The organism is Paenalcaligenes sp. GW821-LYS-B07-1 (assembly GCF_058803365.1).
This window is the reverse complement of record NZ_CM179516.1, coordinates 2113663-2128086: the sequence shown is the minus strand read 5'-3', so window position 1 is coordinate 2128086 and position 14424 is coordinate 2113663. Positions and strand designations below refer to the sequence as shown.

The window sequence follows — 14424 nt, the reverse complement described above, 5'->3', positions numbered from 1 at the left end:
TGTAATGTGATGAGAACAAAATGAACGAAACTGTACCTATACCGAAAAAGCTGCCACTAGGCAGCTTTTTTATTGGGCATAAGGAGATGTCGCCTTAGTCGTCGTAGTGCAAGTCGCTAGGCGATACATTGCGATAATCAGGCTCGGGCAGTATGGCTAGCCTATATGCTTTGATGCTGTGCTGTTGAAGTAGCAGTGCTTTAACAGCCCTATGCATACCATCAATCACTTTACCTTCTGGGCATACAATAATGGGGTAGGCTAGATCAGCGGTTTGCACGAGCGCCATATGGTTGGCGATGGATCGGCAAGTAGGGCTATCGCCACCTAGGTCATACCAATAGGCTTCATCCAACTCAGTAATATGTGCCAGAGGAAGTTCTTCGATGGGCAGGTGTTGGGTAAGGGCTAGCAGTTTGTTAACGTCCCAGATCAAGACATCAGAGCCTTGCTGACGAAAATGGTATTGTTGTCGCATAAGAAGAGATGACCTACGGGTTGGACAGCACGCACGTACAATCAATAAGAGCTATACGTGCGGTAGAGCAAAGTGTTTATTTGCTGGGCGAGGTGTTGTGATCTGTTTTGTTTTCAGAACCACCTGCATCTACCGTTTCTTGAAAATCTTTGGCGAGCTGATCAAAACAGGCTAAGCGCTTCGTGCCGTCTTCCATAGCGGAACAGTTGGCCAAGGCTTCTTGTATATCAGTAGCGTGTGCGGTAGGGACCCAAAGTAGTGCCAGAGCCAACGCCGACAAAGTTTTTTTCATGGTGATTCCTTTACGCTGTGAGCCATAGTGGCTTGATGAATAAACCGTCACTATACCGCACTGTTTCTGGTGTGGCATGCCGACTTAGACAGCCTTTTGTGTGGTGTTGAGAAGTTATTCTCCGCAGACCTTAACCAGATCGCTTAGTGCAGCGTCGGCCCCTTGCGTAGCAAAACTCGCTACCCACAGAGAGCCGTTTTCTGCTTGTGCTTCGATAGTAAAGGTGGAAGCGGTAAGTAGGCTGGCAAAGAGCTGATTGCCGTCAGACGGGTAGATAAGCGTGCGCTGACCAGATGAAACTTCCCAACTTTCATCTACTGTTTCGTTAGCAGGCGTCGTGCCGTAGCGAACTGTCATGCGTTCGCCAGGGAGAGGCTGCCCCCAGTACAAGTTAACGATGGTCTGATATCGGCTACACAACAGCGTCAATATAGCGGGGTTGTGTTGAGTGGTAGAAGATGACTGTAAGCTTGCGTAAGGAAAGCTTTGCCCTGTGTAAGGATCTACGCTGTGGCCTGTAATCCAGCTGCTTTTTGCACTAGGAGAGATTGATGTTACGACGGCGGTATTGATGTTTGTGTCGTATTGATGCGAGGTGGTTGGCGGTTGGGCGCTAACCTGAGAGTCGATAGACAACAAGAGTAGTAAGAGCAGGGCACGTAACATCATTCTTGTATGCCTTGAGGGATAAAACTATCACCATAAAGTACAGGGCAGTTGCCTGACAAGAGCGTATATACAAAGAGGGCTTCACTAAGGAAGCCCTCTTTGAGGCGCGACTACTGATTGCCAGAGACTGAAAATGCAGTAGTCGTTCTATGCCGACTCATCATCATTAAGAATGATAGCGTTTTTTACAGGATTATGTCTACGTAAATCTGTTTCGCATCGTGATTAAAATTGTTGCGTTGTGTGCACGAAATACCAGCATTTACAGTGCTTGTAGTAGTTTTTTAGGTGTAGGGGCTTTCGTTCATTCTGCTTATCTGCCATGATTATGGAGGGATATTTTTCCCTGAGTACATTTAGGAAAGACATTGAAAACAGAAACTGGTATCGTAAAGTGGTTCAATAACGAGAAAGGCTACGGCTTCATTACACCTGAAAACGGTGGTAAAGATCTCTTTGCTCACCACAGCGAAATCCAAGGGGCAGGATACAAGTCTCTTGACGAAAACCAACGTGTATCATTCGAAGTTGGTCAAGGCCAAAAAGGTCCTTGCGCTACGAACATCCAAAAAATTTAATGCATGCCTAACGCCCAGGCGTTAGTAATCATCGAATTTAAAAGCCAGACCTATGTAAGTAGTGCTGGCTTTTTTGCTGCCCAAAATAGTGGGCTATGCAGAGAATCCATGTGTGTAGTGCTGTCTACATTCGGTGCTTGTCATAGGTAATATTGGGTATGCTGGAGAAAATCATGGCTAAAGATAAACCATTATCTAGCAAGTTATAATCAGCTACTCCTTAAAAAGCACGCCTTTATGGCGTGCTTTTTTATGCCCTGCGAGTGTTCTATGTTTTCACTCGCCATAGCATGGGTAGAGTTGGCACATAGAGCGGTAGAATACGGCATTGCGAGCAGGAGCCACGATGAGGATGAGGTAGTCTTATAGTGTAGTTGAGATGGCGACTACAAAATATAAAGAGGTGGAATGAGTATGAGGCTTATAGCGGTAGTAGTGGCTTTGATCAGTGGCGCATTGTTACCTGCAGTCGTGTCAGCACAGACCACCGAGGAAAAATGCACCATTATCGCTGACGTCGCAGAGTCTATTATGCAAGGCAGGCAGGCGGGAGCCGACAAGAATGCTGTCTTAGAGAAAGTGCAGGTACCGGGCGAGCCAGATATATCTTTGCTGTTTGAGATTATGGTGCAAGAGGCTTACAGCGCAGATCGTGTGAGTAACCCAAAGCAGAGGCAGCAACTCAGTAGTGAGTTCGCGAAGCAGTGGAAAATCACCTGTTTACGAGAGTTGTCTGCACTATAAAGGCAACCATAAGATCTCTTGGCTAGAACACAGCTCTACAGCGTAAGAGTATAGGGCTTAGTTTTCTGTGTTAAGCAGTAGCCTTTCGTATTCCTGACACCCTACAGCCACGTCTTGCTCGCATGCTTTGAGGAATAGATCTTGCGCACGTTTTAGGTCTTGCTGAACCACTTCACCTTTGACATACATAGTGGCGAGGTTGAAGAGAGCCCCAGGGAAGCTTTGTTCCGCTGCTTTGGTGTAAAGTTCAAACGCTTTGTGCAAGTCTTGTTCAGTACCATCCCCCATATCGTACAAAATAGCAGCGTTATATTGCGCGCTGGCATGCCCTTGCGCGGCTGCCTTTTCTAGCCATGGCAGTGCTTGGCTAAAACTTTGAGATACGCCTTCACCATTTAAATACATCAGCCCCAGCATGTATTGGGCCTCGGCATGGTTTTGTGCTGCTGCCAACTCAAAGAGCGTGCGTGCTTTCACGAAATTTTGAGGGAAGTTATCACCGCCGTAATACAGCAACCCTAAGTCAAATTGGGTTTGGCTACTGCTGGGCGTAGTGGATGTTGCTGTTGCCGTGGGCTGAGCGTAAACATAGGTTCCAACGCTGGCATACAAAATCAGTGCCAACAGTATCGCTATCAGTCTACTTTTTGTATTCATGTGGGAACTCTAAACAAGGCATATTTTCCGGTGGTCTCTATCTGGTGCGCGATAGAACGTAGATTATAACGAGTTCATCAACATGGGAACTACTGCTCAAGTTGGTGACGGCACTTAATCTGCCCTAGCTAGGGGAGTGCATACAGGGAGTCAGAGGTAGTAGTTTCATTTGCCTCGTTAATCAAGTGCTTTTCTCAGTTGTGGGTGGGCCTCAATGTAGCAGACTGCACCCTGCATTTGGAAGTTGGTAAAGTCACCTAGACTCCACATAACATGCGGGTTATGCAAAGAAAGACGGCCCATTTTTCTGGCAGAAGCACATGCAAGACATAGCCTACAAAAAACTAAATACTGTACAAATACACAGTAGTTTGGGAGAATAAAAATACAGACCTTACTTAGGTAGTTGTACTCCTATAAGTAGCTTGGTCAAGGCAAACGCTGTACCGCTGCAGCGTTTAGCCATTCTCACTTGGGGCGTATCGCTCTTGTTCGTCACTACGCCTAGGTTTCGGGTTGAGTTTTCGTGACATCTTGCGTCTTAGGGCATTCACCAAGTGGATCCATGCTGGTTTTCAAGACCTAACAGGTTCAGGTTTGGCCATCTATGGCCATATCTATTGGTAAGCAGATATGAGTGTTCGTAGGTATAGGCAAACGTTAGATGGTTCGATGGAAAGACTACTACATTTATTTTGGGTGATTGTTAGATTTGTATGCACGAATAGCCAGTAGCCCTAGAGCATTAGGCCTAGCAGTAGTAGCACCATACGTTGAAAGAGATGCTGGTTTTAACTATTGTTTTTCTAGAGGTGTAAGTATGAAACATACTCAATGGGTAGAGGATGAAATTTGGAATTGGTCTAGGATGCACTGGGAAGGAGATTATCCTGGGCCTAAAAGAATAAAAGAAGATGCAGGAGTTTGCGATTTTCCTTTGATTAACGATGATGATGAGGTTTTTCTACCTTTACCTGTTAATTATAAAAGAGCAAGGGTTGTAGAGGGTGTGTATAAAGAGCTTCCTTTAAATGAGAAGAAAATTATTCATTCTGAGTATACAAAAATAAAAAAATATAGAAATCTTTGTGATGATATGAGAGCGATTAAGGCAAGCGAAAATATAGGTATATCATTGTTGTATTATAAATTGGCATTAAATGATTTTAAGGAAAAAGTAAGGAGGGTGTTCTCATGAAGTATGCGGAGCAGGTAATAGAGCTAATGGAATGCTTTCCAGGAAGAGACTTTAGAATGGCTCAGATTGTAAGGTATGTGAATAATGGGAAAGAAGTTTCTACATTACATAGGCATGCAGTAAGGAAAGGGGTGGAGAGAGTTTTGAGAAGCCTGTGTGATTCAGGTCAGGTTTCAATGATTAAAGATGGTAAAACATCTGCATACTATATATGGAAGATGTAGAGTAAATTTTTTAATAAAGCCCCTGATTGGGGCTTTTTTTGTTTTTTAATAGTCTCAGTTTATGACATGATGATAGTGATTTTTGGTACGGGTTTTGTGACAATATGCCTGTACAGTTGCGTCTATAGAAAATGAAATAATCCTTTTGGTGGGATTTTTTTACTTCTTTGTGAATATCAGATTGAGACACTGTTTTGATGATTTTTGCTACGTAATTTGTGACAATAGGCCTGTGTAGTTGCGTCCATTTTTAACCCCATTTCTGGGGTTTTTTTATGGGTATCAGATTAAGACATGTTTTTTTTGTTTTTTGTTTATGTCTGATTAAAATTTATTTTCCAAACTACATATTTTTATTTTTTAAGGAATTTTAAATGTCTAAACATTCTTCTACTGGAACATGCTTGAGTATTTCTAAAACTCTACCTACAACCTATAACGCTGATGGCTTTAACGCACTGAGCTTTACTACTGTAGGTGAGTTGGAATCTGTGGGTGAATTGGTTATGCGCCGTAAAAAAGGTGAGTTCTCTAATCTTTGCACGGGTAATACATCTGTAGTTAAGGGGAACCGTGAAGCGATCACTCTGTCTGTAGTGTGCGCGCTTGATGAAAATGATGCAGGACAGATTTTGATGATGAAGTCTGAAGAATCTCATGATTTATACGCTTTTCGTATCACTCGCTCTAATGGTGCCAAAGACTACTTTGTTGGTACTGTATTAGCTGCTGGCATGCAGTTTGGTACTGATACTGATTTGGTAAAAGCGCCTTATGACGTGGGTGTACAAGCTGTGCCTGAGATGGTGAAGCCTATTTTGACTGTGTCAGCATAAAGGGAGTAGGCATGTTACTGATACCAGACTCTATAGAAGTTGGTTTGTCTGAGAAATGGGTAAAGTTTGATAACGATTCAGATATTTTGGTACGTAGTTTGGATGATGATAAGTATCAAATAGCTTTAGCCAGAGTTCGCAGACAAATAAGTAAAGCCGATACAAGATTTGAAGAGGATTTTGTGGGTGTTTTAGATGATGAAATATCGGAGCATGCCTACCAATGTAAGCTGCTAAGTAGATATATCATTAAGGGTTGGCGTGGTGTAAAAGATAGTGCAGGAGTAGATAGAGAATACACGGCAGAGTTTGGTGAGCGAGTTCTATCTGCTAATGTGGATTTCTTTTTGTTCGTCATTAGAGCAGCTAAAGAGATATCAGAATCCTTGCAAGAGGAGCGTGCTGATATTGTGGGAAAGTTATAGAAAGATATAAGTGGGAGTTGAGCATAGGTGCTGTGGATGGTGTTGAGGTTAAGGGTGTTGATAGGCGTGGTGGGGTTGAAAGTGATTATTTAACTTCTCACATTATTAATATTTTTAATCTTTCATGCCTTTCAAGAAAATATTCATCTTACGGTGATCCTTTTCCGTTGTCGGTAGGTGATATTTCTATTGTGCTAGAGGCTCATCCCTCTCCTATACCTAGATCTATAATTGATTTTGCTATTTTTTCGTTAGATCGAGAGATTATCTCAGGGTTTACGAAGATGTATAAAAAACAGGAAAGTGTAGAATCTAATTGGATAGGTGCTGTTTCTACGATAAATGGATATTGATTATATAAAGCCCATGATTTGGGCTTTTTTTATTATGAGGTAATAATGAATGTTAATGAAAATGGATTGATTGATGGGCTTAAAAAGTCTTCAAGCTCAGTGAGTCTTTTCGGTATAGGGGTTGATAAGGTAAATAAACTTATTGGTGATTCAGTAATTGGTTTAAGTGATAAGTTTAAAGAATCTTATGGAATTCTAGATTCATTGAGTGCTTCTATCTATGGTTATGGTGGTGGAAGGTGGGAGGGTTTTTTTGATGAAAACTCAAAGCTGAGATGGGATTCTAGTGATGTAAGACTAGGTCTGGACGGTCAGGGAGGTAATAAACTTTCTTTTGGTCTAGATGATAGAAAAGGAAAAGCTAAAGAAGGAGGGAAAGGCTTTTTTAATTCGATGATCAACTATTTAGAGGATTATGCTAAAAAATCTGAAGACGTATCCAAGCAAGTCGATGAGGCAATGGGGAAATTGTTTCGCGGCATGGGGGAGTCGTTATTGAATTTCGTAGTTACTGGAAAACTCAACTTTAAGGATCTAGCTGATTCCATTATTAAGGATATGATCCGAATCGTGATTCAGCAATCTATTACAGGGCCGTTGGCTGGCTGGATAGGTTCGGGGATTCAAGGGCTTTTGAGTCCAACTCCCAATACGGACTATGCACCACCTCTACCCGATGTATATAAAAGCCAAGCAGCAGCAAGTAATCAACTCGCACTTGGAATGGTAGCCAGCCCAGTCATGTTTTCTGCTTCCCCAGTAGGAGCAAGTAGTTTTGCCGCTCCTATGGCTTATGCAGCAGCAGCGGCACCTCCAGCCGTTTCTATGCAGATTACCAATAACTCTAGTCAGCCCGTGACCGCCTCTGAACCTAAGCTAAGCAGAGACTCAATGGGGAGAATGGTGGTGGATGTCATGCTGAATGACTTAAGAAGTAACGGGCCTTATTCTAGGCAGCTTAAAGGAGTGATGTGATGTTACCTAGATTTCCTGAGTATGCCAGTGTGTTAGATGAAGGTTTTACCGAAGAGTCTAACTACGGTGTGCTACGAACAGAAATGGACAATGGGATGGCCAAACAGCGAGCCAGATGGAGTAAAGGCGTTATCAAACGTACCGTCCAGGTTTTTGTGAAGAACAACTCAGAAAAAACACAGTTTGATCACTGGGTTCGCGATGAACTACATGGTGGTGCAGGCTGGTTTGAGTACGAAGACCCTATAAGCCAAAACCGTTGTAAAGCACGGATTGTAAATGGAGTGGTGAGTTGGTCTACACCTGGTGTTGCCTGGAAAGGGCAATGTCAGATGGAGATTATTCACTGATGACTACGACTGAGATAAGTACCCGCGAAAGCGGGTTTTTTTATGCCTATGACACATAAATACACAGAAGCAGGTAGGCGGAATTTATACGCTACCAGTGCAGAAGAACCCTTTTTAGTTCTGCTAGAGATCACACATCCAGAGTTGGAAGAGTCCATTAGAGTGGTCAATGACTCGGCGAACATCACAGTGCAAGGCAAGGAGTTTATTGCTTGCCCTTTTGATATCACGTTACCTGACGACATAGCGGAACAAGTGCCTCAGGCAACGCTCTCTGTAGACAACATCGGAAGAGAGTTAACGCAGTGGCTGGAGTACAGCCGAGGTGGTAAGGGCGCAAAGTGCAGGATTATTCAAATTTTGCGCTCCTACCCTGATGTGCTGGAGTTTGACATGACTTTGGATATGTCGGGAATTTCCATAGATAACCAAGTGGTGAGTAGTCAGTTGGGTTTTCAAAATACCTTGCTACTGCCTGCTGTCACGATGCGTTATGACCCTTTCACGACGCCGGGAGCCTACTAATGCACTGGTCTGATCACTATGTAGGAGAGAGGTATATACCAGAGGTCGGGGATTGTGCCGCACTTGCCGAGAGGGTAGCGCAAGAGGTGTTTGCAAAAGCTGTGTGTTTGCCTACGACGCATGCGCGTACATACAGAGCGCAAGCACTACAAATCATGGAGTTACGCGATAGCTATGCGCAACGTATAGCTAATCCCGTTGATGGCTGCCCTGTGTTGTTTATAGGTAGGGGGCGAGTTTGTCATATTGGTGTGATGTGTTGGATTGCTCATGAATGGTGGGTGCTGCATGCGGACCAAAGTGCGGGGGCAGTAATCAGGCAGCGTTTACGGGATGTGACACGCTGGAATTTTCAACTTGAGGGGTATTACGAATGGCTATAGCTCGTGCACCTATGGTGGTTTTGCCTAGCCCATTTGATGATCGAGGGCGGCAAGTCGTTGTTGCATCATTTTTTTCTAAAGAAACGTTGGGCGCTTATTGCCAACGTATGGGTATTACTGTGCCCAGAGGTGGTTTTAAGGTTACCCATAATGGGGTTTCAGTTCCGCAGGCATTATGGAAAAAACTGATTCCTCGTAGTGGTGACCAAATCATCATTAGGGCTGTGGCTTATGGGGGCGGTGGTGGAGGGAAAGTACTGCGTACGGTAGCTATGCTGGCACTAGTATTGAGCGCTCCTTATATAGCTGGTTATCTGCTTGAGGGGTCTTTGTCGCTAGTAAGTGGTTTTACGGCTCAGGCCCTTACAGCAGGGATCATGATCGGCGGTTCCATGCTGATTAATGCGTTACTACCGCCACCTGTTCCCACCATGGCAAATTTTGGTGGTGGGCAGAAGTACGACTCTAGCCCTACGTATTCTATTTCAGGCGGTAGAAATAGCATGCGCCTCTGGGAGCCTATGGCGTTGATCTTTGGTGAACACAAAATAGTCCCTGATCTAGGGGCAAAGTATTTTGTTGAGCGCATAGGTAATGATCAGTACCTGAACCAGTTATTTCACTTCGGATTGCAGGCAGGTAGTGTGGAACTGTCGGATTTCAAGATCGGATCTACCCCCATTACTGACTATAAGGATGTACAGATTCAGGTCGCTGATTCGGATGGCAAGCTCACACTATTTCCTGGCAATGTGGACACGATTGAGGGGTTTGAACTGAAGTCAGGAGTGAAAAATAGTCGTACTACTGAGGATGATGTCACGTCCATTACCGTAGAACTGGCAGCCCAGCTTTTCAATGTGACGGATAGCGGTACGTTCGCTGAGGTAGAAGTTGAGACCCATATTCAGTATCGCCACGTGGGGACACAGCAATGGATAGATGCGGGTGAATACGGCTCTCGCTACGCCACGCATTATTGGTCGTTAAGAAATATCATAGGCCGGCAGGTGGAGTATGGCTCTACAAACTTTGCAGACCATAAAGAAGGGGATCGTGTTGTGTGCGAGGTGAATGACTTTCACGTTACGTACCTGTGGAGCTGGGTAGAACACCCTCATGCTAAAGGCAAGCCTTGGCGCGGCGTGGCACCAGATCCTCTCTTAGAAACTGGGTTGTTGGCAACAACGCGTATGAAAGGTGCCAAGCAATCGGCTACCTATAAAAGTGTCACCTGGTCTGTGCCTCGTGGGAAGTATGAGATTCAGGTCTGGAAAGTTTCTGCAGATATCAAAGACAGTAACGGCAGAAAATCCAATGAAACGGCGGTGAGTCAGATTCTGGCTTTTCAGGTGGACGATGCTGACTATACCGACCAATTACGGGTGGCATTACGTATTAAAGCTACCAGCCAGTTGCATGGTGCCATTGATAGCTTTAGTGCTTTGGCTAAAGCGAGAGCTCCCGTTTGGAATGGCACGGTCTATGAGCAAAAGCACACGCAGAATCCAGCATGGTGGTTTTTGTTTTTTGCATTAGGCAGGGTGCGTTCAAAGGTTGGGCGCATTTATGGTGCTGGGCTATCTATGAGTCAAATAGATACGGCTTCTATTAATGCATGGGCAGCGTGGTGCGAAGAGAAAAACCTACGCTTTAGTTATGTGCTGGATAGAAAGTTATCTGGTGCTGACATGCTACGTATCATCGCTCGTTGTGGCCGTGCTTCACCTACGTGGCAAAGTGGCAAGTTGGGTGTGGTGTGGGATGCGGCTGAACAGCCTTCTGTAGCGATGTTTGGGCCTTTTAATATCAAGGCCGGCTCATTCAGGGTTAATTACATCAATGACAATACACCGGATGAAATTATTCTGAACTTTACGAATAAAGATCGGGATTATCAGATGGATGAGGTCCGGGTGAAGGTACCTGGAGCCACTACGGCATTGAACCCATTGCAGCTGGATTTGGATGGATGCGTAGATGTAGGCATGGCCGGTAGAGAGGCTAATTTGATTGCAGCCTCTCAGATTTGGCACCGACGCCGCATTAGTTGGGAAACAGACATTGAAGGTTGGGTCGCATCTCGTGGGGATGTGGTTGAGCTTAGTCATGACCTAACGGTTTGGGGCTATTCAGGCCGACTCTTAGATTGCAATGGCACAAACCTGCGTTTATCCCAACATATTCCTACTGGCACAGGAACCATGCTGCTTCGAGACCCAGCGGGCAACATGAAAATGGTCCGGGTAGAGGGGGGTGATGGAGAGACAGATGAAGTCACCATTGTGAGTGATCTCGATGGTTTTCCCCTACCTGGAACTGTGGGTTGGGAGAGCATTCCTGCGATGGATTGGGCTTTCTTTTTTGACCCACATGCCACGCCTGGACGACGCTTCAAAATCGTTGAGGTGCAGCCCATAGGGGATGAAGGAGTACGGTTTTCTGCGGTGGATGATGACGCGGGCTATTACGCGAGCGAACTCAATCCTTATGTACATACTCCGCCCCGAGACGGTGAGCTACTTGCTGGTTGGGTGTTTGGTGTGGGTTTCGTAGAAACCGTGTCGGATGCGGCTTCTAGAGCCGTCAATTTGCGTATCAATTGGACACCTTCTAGTGAAATCCGCTGCAATGTCATCGTTAAGGTGAATGGCACAGAGGTTGTGGCCGAAGAAACGCTTGCTCGTTATGTGGTTGTGCCTGCTGTGCGTGGCGATACGGTTAGCGTAGCCATTACGCCTATTTCCCCAACTGGAGGCGGTAAGGCAGCAACAGCATCGCATGTGGTAGTAGCAAAGGTTGATCCGCCGGCTGCTCCACTAGAGCCTGTGCTGACGGTAGAAGGGGATATGTTGCGCTTGGCCTGGACAGAAGGAGGAAGTGCTTGGGTAGAAGCCTACGAGGTTTCTCTTTCTGATCAAGGATGGGGTGGTGGCTACTTGTTCCGAGGCAATGCCAATAGCTGCTTGGTTCACCCAGGTGAAGTTGGAAAGCCGACGACGTGGTATATCCGTACCTTGAACGCGGCAGGTCTGTATTCAGAAACCTCGGCGCAGGCCAGTTATGTGGTCGAAGCGCCAGCTGATATCACGGATATGACCGTAGCGTTTGCCGATACTAGCTTGACTAATGCCACAGTAACGCTGGATTGGCCAGAGGTAGAGCCAGTGTTTGGGTTGGATTGCTACCGAGTGAGCTATGGTTCGGTCGTCAAGCAGACCAAGGCTACGACCATTACGTTGCCTGCCGACTGGATAGGCGATAGGCAGTTTATGGTGAAAGTGGTTGATGACCTAGGTAACGAGTCAGCTGGGTTTGCCAAAACAGTGACCAAACTGGCGCCTAAGCCTCCCTTGAATGTACGAGCGCAGGTGATTGATAACAATGTCCTGTTGTATTGGGAACTCCCGGAAATGACCACATTACCAGTCTCTCACGTACGCGTACGTGAAGGTAATGACTGGGAAACGGGACGTGAGATTGGGACAAAATCGGGCTCGTTCACCAGCTTGTCTGAGTTGGCTGCAGGTAGGTATCAATATTGGTTAGCAACTGTTGATACCGATGGCCATGAATCCACTCCGGTCAGTATTGGTGCCTCAGTAAGTGAGCCTCCTGATTTTGTATTCAAAGGCGAGCAGGTATCTACGCTGCATGGTGAGTTGCAGCATGCCATTATTGATGGGCAGCGGGTGCTATTGCCTGTTAATACCGATGAAACGTGGGAGAAACACTTTACGTCACGCTCTTGGGCTGGACCACAGGCTCAGGTGAATGCCGGGTATCCCATTTACATCCAACCTACAGTAACGAAGGGCTCTTATAGAGAGGTGTTCGATTTCGGTACGGTGGTATCTACCAGTAGAGCAACGATTTCCTATACCGGGAAAGTGCTGGAAGGCAATGTCACCTTATCTCATAAAACCGAATTGTCCTTAGACGGAGAAAGCTGGACTCCTTTCGATGGGATGACAGAGGTCTTTGGCACTAATTTCCGCTATGTGCGCTTTAGTTTACTTGCAGAACAAGTGGGTACTCACGGGCTCTATGAGTTAACGGGGCTGAGCTGCAAGTTATCTACCAAGCTTAAAAATGATGGTGGCAAAACGGAGTGTAAAGCGACTGATGCAAACGGCACCGTCGCTAATTTCAATGTCACTTTCCTAGACGTGAGCTCTATCACCCTGACCTCAGCGGGTACTACCCCTGTTATTGCCGTGTATGACTTCAAGGATGTAGTGCAAGAAGGCACTTATGCGGTTAGCGGTTCTGGAGTCATGACCGTAACAGCTCAAGCGCACGGCCTAAGTGTTGGGCAGGACGTGCAGTTGAACGTCATCAGCGGACATGCAACATCACAGCGAGCACGCATTCTGTCGGCAACGGCGAATGCATTTACCGTGCAAGTAGAGGGAGGCAGAACTAACGGACGAATTAGTCTGTATGCACAAAGCATGCGGATCTATCTTTTCAATCAATCAGGAGCTCGAGTGTCCGGTTCGGCATCTTGGGCAATTAAAGGAAATGGATAAATGGCAGATCATTCAAAACCAACATTATCAAGCACATACCCTAATTTTTTAAATGAAGTGAAAGGGCGCTTGGAAGATATTTCAAAACAGTTTGACCCCGCACAGGGCGCCGCTAGCAATGTGGTTGCTGGTACGGTACGTTGGTCAAGCAGCAGTAAAAAATGGGAGCAATGGAACGGTACAGCATGGGGGGATTTGGCTACTGAGTATGCCATTAACACCTCGGGCTCAGCCGCAAAGTTAAAGACAGCGCGCAGTATTGCAGTATCAGGGGGCGCGACAGCTGCTGCTGTGTCTTTTAATGGTTCGGCTAACGTCACACTCAAGGTAACTGCACTGGATCCGGCACAACTCTCCGCAGTTGTGCCGGTTAATAAAGGCGGTACAGGTTCAGCCACTGCAGAGCAGGCTAGAGTCAATTTAGGATTGGGTTCAGCAGCAACAACGAATGCTGCCGATTATGCAGCAAAGAGTCATGCCCATGCGTGGGGGGAGATTACGGGTAAGCCTGCAACTTTTCCGCCAGTTATTGGCGGGGCAGCAAATCAGGCTAAGGCGGGTAACTGGAATCCAAGTTGGGGTGAGGTTCAGGGTAAGCCGGGTACGTTTCCGCCAATTATTGGTGGAGCAGCGAATCAGGCTAAAGCAGGGAATTGGATGCCAACGTTAGATAATATTTTGCCTGCATATACAGCTGGCACTACTTATCGATTATGTAAAGTGGTGGGATATACCAAAGAACAGTCTGATTGGGATTTTTTCCATATCATGATCCTTCGTGCGGGAACACGAGGGCGGGTGCGCATCACGATGGAGTTGCAGCGAGGTGCGAGTGATAATGAATGGTCTATATTGCGAAATGGTACACGTGTTTTTGAGTTAAATATCGGGAGTAGTACTTCAGGGGCATATGCTGCTTGGCATACTAGAACATTGGATTTGGATGTGGCTGCATTCGATACTTTGGTGGTGCGTAATCGAAGTAAAGGGGGAATGGTGGCAGGGTATAAATTTATCGTCTCTTCTGGTGTGGCTTCTATGCCTTTTATGATAGAAGCTCATCGATATACTACTCTTTTGGAGAGTAACTAAGAGTGTTTGAGAAGTGAAATGAAAAGAATGCTTATAGACAAGGTAGTTGCCGACCCCGATACAGTGCTCGGGGTTTTTTATTGCCTCAGAACTATAGGAATGAGTGTTAACGA

17 protein-coding genes are annotated in these 14424 nt (G+C 45.8%); 13 read left to right on the top strand and 4 right to left on the bottom strand.

The genetic code is table 11. The annotated features are described in order from the left end of the window. Positions 1 to 94: 94 nt before the first annotated feature. From AC3QL0_RS10165 to AC3QL0_RS10155, 3 genes are all read right to left on the bottom strand, one after another. On the bottom strand, positions 95 to 478 hold the full coding sequence (locus tag AC3QL0_RS10165; protein WP_493008380.1) for a hypothetical protein: 384 nt from the start codon (positions 476 to 478) through the stop codon (positions 95 to 97). A gap of 76 nt (positions 479 to 554) precedes the next feature. After that, a complete protein-coding gene (locus AC3QL0_RS10160; RefSeq protein WP_493008379.1) occupies positions 555 to 770 on the bottom strand; it encodes a hypothetical protein in 216 nt (71 codons plus the stop codon). A gap of 114 nt (positions 771 to 884) precedes the next feature. Beyond that, complete coding sequence (locus tag AC3QL0_RS10155; RefSeq protein ID WP_493008378.1) at positions 885 to 1439, bottom strand: hypothetical protein; 555 nt, start codon at positions 1437 to 1439, stop codon at positions 885 to 887. A gap of 368 nt (positions 1440 to 1807) precedes the next feature. Here AC3QL0_RS10155 and AC3QL0_RS10150 point away from each other — a divergent pair, with 368 nt between their 5' ends. Further along, positions 1808 to 2017 (top strand): cold-shock protein, encoded by a 210-nt coding sequence (locus tag AC3QL0_RS10150; protein WP_135867011.1) that lies wholly within the window; start codon positions 1808 to 1810, stop codon positions 2015 to 2017. A gap of 408 nt (positions 2018 to 2425) precedes the next feature. Continuing rightward, positions 2426 to 2761, top strand: coding sequence for a hypothetical protein (locus AC3QL0_RS10145; RefSeq protein ID WP_493008377.1), 336 nt, complete (start codon positions 2426 to 2428; stop codon positions 2759 to 2761). 57 nt (positions 2762 to 2818) lie between these two features. Here AC3QL0_RS10145 and AC3QL0_RS10140 read toward each other — a convergent pair whose 3' ends face one another. Next, positions 2819 to 3418, bottom strand: a complete 600-nt coding sequence (locus AC3QL0_RS10140) for a tetratricopeptide repeat protein (protein WP_493008376.1) — start codon at positions 3416 to 3418, stop codon at positions 2819 to 2821. Between the two features lie 820 nt (positions 3419 to 4238). On the opposite strand from AC3QL0_RS10140, the gene AC3QL0_RS10135 reads away from it, so the two are divergent. The 11 genes from AC3QL0_RS10135 (at position 4239) to AC3QL0_RS10085 (ending at position 14311) form a co-directional block, all read left to right on the top strand. Then, positions 4239 to 4616 carry a hypothetical protein gene (locus AC3QL0_RS10135; protein WP_493008375.1) on the top strand — a complete coding sequence of 126 codons (378 nt, stop codon included), beginning with the start codon at positions 4239 to 4241 and terminating at the stop codon, positions 4614 to 4616. Further along, a complete protein-coding gene (locus AC3QL0_RS10130; RefSeq protein WP_493008374.1) occupies positions 4613 to 4840 on the top strand; it encodes a hypothetical protein in 228 nt (75 codons plus the stop codon). The genes AC3QL0_RS10135 and AC3QL0_RS10130 overlap by 4 nt, the downstream gene beginning before the upstream one ends. Before the next feature lie 374 nt (positions 4841 to 5214). After that, entirely contained in the window at positions 5215 to 5676 is a 462-nt protein-coding gene (locus AC3QL0_RS10125; RefSeq protein ID WP_493008373.1) for a hypothetical protein, read from the top strand. 11 nt (positions 5677 to 5687) lie between these two features. Then, complete coding sequence (locus tag AC3QL0_RS10120; protein ID WP_493008372.1) at positions 5688 to 6101, top strand: phage-derived protein YdaY family protein; 414 nt, start codon at positions 5688 to 5690, stop codon at positions 6099 to 6101. A gap of 17 nt (positions 6102 to 6118) precedes the next feature. Then, on the top strand, positions 6119 to 6454 hold the full coding sequence (locus AC3QL0_RS10115) for a hypothetical protein (RefSeq protein ID WP_493008371.1): 336 nt from the start codon (positions 6119 to 6121) through the stop codon (positions 6452 to 6454). Positions 6455 to 6499: 45 nt separating this feature from the next. Then, the gene (locus AC3QL0_RS10110; protein ID WP_493008370.1) at positions 6500 to 7429 is read left to right on the top strand and encodes a phage tail tape measure C-terminal domain-containing protein; all 930 of its coding nucleotides are present in this window, start codon (positions 6500 to 6502) and stop codon (positions 7427 to 7429) included. Next, entirely contained in the window at positions 7429 to 7779 is a 351-nt protein-coding gene (locus AC3QL0_RS10105; RefSeq protein WP_493008369.1) for a hypothetical protein, read from the top strand. The genes AC3QL0_RS10110 and AC3QL0_RS10105 overlap by 1 nt, the downstream gene beginning before the upstream one ends. A gap of 48 nt (positions 7780 to 7827) precedes the next feature. Continuing rightward, positions 7828 to 8304, top strand: a complete 477-nt coding sequence (locus AC3QL0_RS10100) for a DUF1833 family protein (RefSeq protein WP_493008368.1) — start codon at positions 7828 to 7830, stop codon at positions 8302 to 8304. Beyond that, positions 8304 to 8687: a hypothetical protein gene (locus AC3QL0_RS10095; RefSeq protein WP_493008367.1), complete on the top strand. Its 384-nt coding sequence runs from the start codon at positions 8304 to 8306 to the stop codon at positions 8685 to 8687. The genes AC3QL0_RS10100 and AC3QL0_RS10095 overlap by 1 nt, the downstream gene beginning before the upstream one ends. Next, complete coding sequence (locus AC3QL0_RS10090; protein ID WP_493008366.1) at positions 8678 to 13219, top strand: host specificity factor TipJ family phage tail protein; 4542 nt, start codon at positions 8678 to 8680, stop codon at positions 13217 to 13219. Before AC3QL0_RS10095 ends, AC3QL0_RS10090 begins: the two co-directional genes overlap by 10 nt. Beyond that, positions 13220 to 14311: a hypothetical protein gene (locus AC3QL0_RS10085; RefSeq protein WP_493008365.1), complete on the top strand. Its 1092-nt coding sequence runs from the start codon at positions 13220 to 13222 to the stop codon at positions 14309 to 14311. The last annotated feature ends 113 nt before the right edge of the window (positions 14312 to 14424 follow it).